2 protein-coding genes and 1 pseudogene are annotated in these 4,570 nt (G+C 50.3%); 2 read left to right on the forward strand and 1 reads right to left on the reverse strand.

Annotated features, from left to right (window positions below):
• Positions 1-175: 175 nt before the first annotated feature.
• The gene (locus tag AB8804_RS22995; RefSeq protein ID WP_371190242.1) at positions 176-1,204 is read right to left on the reverse strand and encodes a CAP-Gly protein; all 1,029 of its coding nucleotides are present in this window, start codon (positions 1,202-1,204) and stop codon (positions 176-178) included.
• A 215-nt stretch (positions 1,205-1,419) separates the two neighbouring features.
• Between AB8804_RS22995 and AB8804_RS23000 the strand changes: the two are divergent.
• Both AB8804_RS23000 and AB8804_RS23005 read left to right on the forward strand, forming a co-directional pair.
• Positions 1,420-2,132: pseudogene (locus AB8804_RS23000) on the forward strand (helix-turn-helix domain-containing protein); the annotation flags it as partial.
• Between the two features lie 1,711 nt (positions 2,133-3,843).
• Positions 3,844-4,570 (forward strand): DUF2913 family protein (locus AB8804_RS23005; protein WP_371190243.1); only part of this gene is annotated, 727 nt, incomplete at its 3' end.

Genomic DNA, 4,570 nt, shown 5'->3' on the forward strand with positions numbered 1-4,570 from the left:
CATCTGAAAGGAATGAGGGAAAATGTAAAATCCTTCATTTTGCCGGAAAAAAGAAAGCACCGAAGATACGATCGTTCGGTGCTTTATGTTCCGCCTAAATATCCGTTCAGCATTAAGCTACGTGAAGCTTAAGTGAACGGCATTACATCCTTAAGGACGGGGACTTCGGTTTCAATCAGGCTCTAATTTTCCGGTTTGAAGGGTGAGTATTTACTCCCCACAAACCTGCCAGTGTACTGACTATAGCCCCCACCAGAAGAGCGAGAAATGACCATAGTGCAATCTTTGCAACCGCACTGGCTACTTCATCAGCCTTCTCTTTTGCCTGTTTTTTTAATTCAGCATATTGTGCCTTCGCATCGTTAAGACTGCTCTGGAGCTGCGCCATACGGTCGCTTACCTCCTGAACGGTCTTGTCGCGAGCCTGAATGAAGTTATCAACGGCCTTGTCTGCTTCTTCTTGTGACAGGCTAGTATTATCTGCCAGCGCTTTTTTCACCTCATCCCTGTTGATGCCTTTGCTGACTGTGTCCGCCCGTGACTTTAATTTATCGCTTAACTTATTCAAAATGGCGTCACTATTGCCCGGGTTTACAGCCAAATCTTTTACAGAGCTCGCAATATCACTTCCAGCTGCCTGAAGCTGGGACTGCAGAAACTCCGGCTGAAGTTCTTTAATCCTGCTCTTACGTAGCGCCTCTAGTACCTGTCCCTCAGCATCTGGGGCTGTGAGTTGAGTGTTCAGTCCGAGCCTGTCAGCGATATTTTGGGAGATATCTGATGCCTTTCCTGCAGCACTACCCAGCCCATTTACGGCGGTACCTGTGGCAGAAGCTGCCGCGCCAATGGCATTTCCAGCCATGTGCAGAACGCCGCCTGCGGCGGCGAAGCCCAGCACTGAGGCCACGAGCAGGGATGTCGCCCATGAAAGAAATCCATGGATGCTTCCGTCTACCCCAGCCAACCTGCCAGCCACAAAACCGCCGCAGGCCAGGCTTAGTACTATCGAGATGACCGACCAGATTAGAACGGTCTTGTCAGCACCGTTGATTACATCGTCAGACTGAGGTGAAAGCATTGAAAAACCCAAGCCCGACCCTAGTGTAGCAAGTAGAAGGGACATTGCGATTACCGTCACCACGCCAGCAATGATACTGCCCCATGAAACACGCCTATTTAATTCCGCTTCTTTTACAAGATCCATTGTAATCTCCATTTTAAAGCTAAAGATAAGGTAGGATTAGTCCATGCCCAGATTAATCTTAGTAAAAAAATGGAGTACTGAAGTCGATTAGCCGAAACGGCATCACATACTTTGTTAGATTGGCATCCTCACTACTCTTGAACAGCCCGGGGACATAGTGAACACTTGTTCGGGGACATGGTAGACACTTACAACTAAGGCATAAGAACCCGTTTATGGAGTCGCTTATGCCCTGGGATGCGAGAGATACCATGTCATTACGTACCGAGTTTGTTTTGTTCGCCTCGCAGGACGGGGCGAACATCCGTTCCCTCTGCCGTCGCTTCGGCATTTCACCTGCCACCGGCTACAAGTGGCTTCGCCGCTGGGCGGAGGAAGGTGCCTCCGGCCTTCAGAACCGCCCGCGCACGCCGCACCACTCCCCGAACCGCTCGTCTGACGACGTCACCGCCCTGCTGCGCATGGCCCATGACCGCCACGAACGCTGGGGCGCCCGCAAGATTAAGCGCTGGCTCGAAGATCAGGGCCACCGCATGCCCGCCTTCAGCACCGTCCATAGCCTGATGGCCCGCCACGGCCTGCTGCCGGGGGCGGCCGCTGCCACCCGCTCACCCTGCTCGACGACCACTCCCGCTTTTCCCTGTGCCTGGCGCACTGCACCGACGAGCGGCGCGAGACCGTGCAGCAGCGGCTGGTCAGCGTCTTTGAACGCTACGGCCTGCCGGACCGGATGACGATGGACAACGGCGCGCCGTGGGGCGACACCACCGGCACCTGGACGGCGCTGGAGCTGTGGCTGATGCGTCTGGGTATTAAGGTGGGACACTCCCGGCCGTACCATCCGCAGACGCAGGGCAAGCTGGAGCGCTTTCACCGCAGCCTGAAGGCGGAAGTGCTGCAGGGGAAGTGGTTCGCGAGCGAGGGGGAGCAACGTTAGAAATGTTCGGAGTCTAGGTTCAGAGTCAATCAACGCCTGATTGAATTTTAAAGCCCTGGGGGCTTTTCGCTTTTCCTCCCCCCCCTTATTGAGCGGGGATTCTCGGCGGGTCTTGCTGAGGTGAGGTTGTGGTCTTGGTTAGCAAAACAGAATGTGGCTTATCCACAGAAACGGTGCATAACTCTGTGAGTAGATGCCTGTATATCTCCGTTTGCAAAATCAAACTAGATGATCAACTTTAAGATTACATCCTGTGACGGCGTGTCCGTCTGGCTTGTCCGAACCCTCGTCCCTTTTCAGGGCTTACTTCAGAAAAGGGGCGAGGGGTTTCGGTAACAGGTAAAAAAAACTAAGTACGATCACCTATAATATTTTGTAGGTTTTTTCCGAAAGTGCCAAAATACCCTGAATACAATGAATTTCGTACATTGCTGATGTCTCTTTGCAGGTGATTTCGTGTAAGCATCCAGCGCGTAATTGAGCGGAAATATCGGTAAGTTAGCGGCTCCCCCCGAAGTGTGTCTAATATTAACTTAACAGTATTATGAGGTAAGAAAACAAGATTGGACTTTAAATTGTAATTTAACGACATATTAAACCTTATCTTATGTATGGCTTCATTGTAATATACAGACTCTATCGCCCAGAGCGTGGATGTGTGAAAAGTTGTTGGAACATTTTTGCGTTATGCCGGGCTTGCCCGGTTTTTTTTAATGTACGCTACGGCGGGCCGTCTTGCCCTGCATTTAACCAGCCAAGATGTCTCTGTCCGGGCCTTTCGTTCCCTGCGATCCATTCAGGCCTGCGGGTTACCATCTTTTTCATAATAACCCCCTCGCTTGCAGCAGTAGTTCTGGCTGCGACGCTAGTTCGCCCTTTATGGCATGGCATCGATAACACAAACGGCATCTATGCCATGTAGGAGGTTCTCCCACATGACGTGCTGATATAATCACACAGTTCTCTTGGCTGTTCAGGGATGGCCCTGCCTTCGCCAATAAATTTCCCCCGACCCTAATTTTTCGCTTCATTAGGCCAGAAAATATTCTCCGCTAATTCCGAACAACTGCCTCGGCCGGTGGCGTTAAGCACCTGCGGCGAAGGTCTTAAAATGGGTAATTTTGGGTTCCTGGGACACTGAACGCGAACAGGAGTGCATGGTTAACCCGCGATAAGAATGGTAGTTAGAACAAAAAAAACTCCGGGCCATACGCAGGAGATTGAGCACCTCAGTTACGTTAACGATGGGGATAAGGTTTGCATACTCAAAATTTTGTACTCACGGAAGCCTGATAGTCCAGGCGTGGCAGCTATTGCAGGTTTGGAGTATCGCGTTGTAAAACGCTATCTCTGGAAGGAGGGAGACGTCTGGTGTGCTGATACGATCGGCCATGCTTATCCTGATGAACTCAGTATGCCAGAGCGGTATATGGAAGGTGCCCGAAAGACTATATCGTAAATGACTATGACAGAAGTGCGGAAGCCAGAAAAGCCTATATCAGGCGCCATGGTGCCATCTGTTAGAGCTGCGGATTTGATTTCGAAAAAAAACGTAGACTTTGGCAAAGGCTTAATTCACGTTCACCATATCACTCCTCCGAAAAACATTGGGGAATGTTATAAAATAGACCCTATCAGGAATATGGCCACTTTCTGACCGAGCTACCACGCTATGTTGTACCGGTCGAATGGGTTCAGACCGTTGTCGATTCAAGCAATGCATATCATAATCAACGAATCCAAAAATCGAACCGGTGCTATTGGTCCGTCGCCGAGAGCTATCTACATATTTGACCAGGAAGCTGAAAAGTTGAAAAACAGGGATAAAACGGGCCATCTCGCTTGGTGTGCACTTGTCGCACTTCAGCTTGCCCGACAGGATGGGCTGATTAACTCTGAATCGCAGGAGAATCTTTTCATTACGCGCTGGTTTGCTCTGGCCAAAAAGCAGCGACGTTTCTCGCGTGATCTGGCCAAGGATATCGACCTGATACTGAACCAGGGGCGGTCACTGGGTATACGCGCCCGCCTTAAGCACAAGCTGGACTACCTCTGGCACAGCTGCACCGACGACATTTCTGTGCAAAATTACCTGTTCCGGCTGACGTATGCCCTGGAGACAGCGAAGGATATGAGCTGGAACTGCCGTCTGCTGAGCGATAGGGAATGGTCCGGCCGGAATGCCTCATCCCTGAAAGCCGGCGTGAACGGCATTTATGAGATTTTTATCAATTTTCAGGCGTTGACTGAGGGTGGAAAAATTCAGGAATTCAGGGATGCTCTGAGCAAAGCTGACGAACTCAGGATCTGGAGATATTTCGGATTAACAATACCTTTCGTTCCATATATTCTTGTTACACTGGTCGAACAATTTAATAAAAAGGATAGTGTGTTCAGAAAGGATGATTTCTTTTTTATTCTTCCTTCCG

It is taken from the genome of Enterobacter sp. KBR-315C3_2022, from assembly GCF_041399425.1.
Classification (GTDB): Bacteria; Pseudomonadota; Gammaproteobacteria; order Enterobacterales; family Enterobacteriaceae; genus Enterobacter.